Origin of the sequence: Pseudomonas sp. TJI-51, assembly GCF_000190455.2 — a bacterium.
GTDB classification, from domain to species: Bacteria; Pseudomonadota; Gammaproteobacteria; order Pseudomonadales; family Pseudomonadaceae; genus Aquipseudomonas; species Aquipseudomonas juntendi.
The window spans coordinates 35,155-35,521 of the sequence record NZ_AEWE02000012.1; the positions used below are offsets into that span (position 1 = coordinate 35,155).

Consider the following 367-nt stretch of genomic DNA (forward strand, 5'->3'; position numbering starts at 1 on the left):
CCCTGTTCAACTACATCGGCTACCGCCTGCTGGCCGAGCCCTATCACATGAACCAGGCACTGGTCGGCTTGCTGTCGGTGGTGTACCTGTCCGGCATCTACAGCTCGGCGCAGGTCGGCGCCTTGGCGGACAAGCTGGGCCGACGCAAAGTGTTCTGGGCCAGCATCGTGGTCATGGCGTGTGGTTTGCTGATGACCCTGGCCAGCCCACTGGCCATGGTGATCGTGGGCATGCTGGTGTTCACCTTCGGCTTCTTTGGCGCGCACTCGGTGGCCAGTAGCTGGATCGGCCGGCGGGCGCTGAAGGCCAAAGGGCAGGCGTCGTCGCTGTACCTGTTCAGCTATTACGCCGGCTCGAGCGTGGCCGG

Annotated in this window: 1 protein-coding gene; it reads left to right on the top strand. The window is 64.3% G+C overall.

Annotation, left to right across the window (positions count from 1 at the left end; translation table 11 throughout):
• The coding region (locus G1E_RS29125; RefSeq protein WP_047149617.1) for an MFS transporter at window positions 1-367 on the top strand (367 nt) is incomplete at both ends.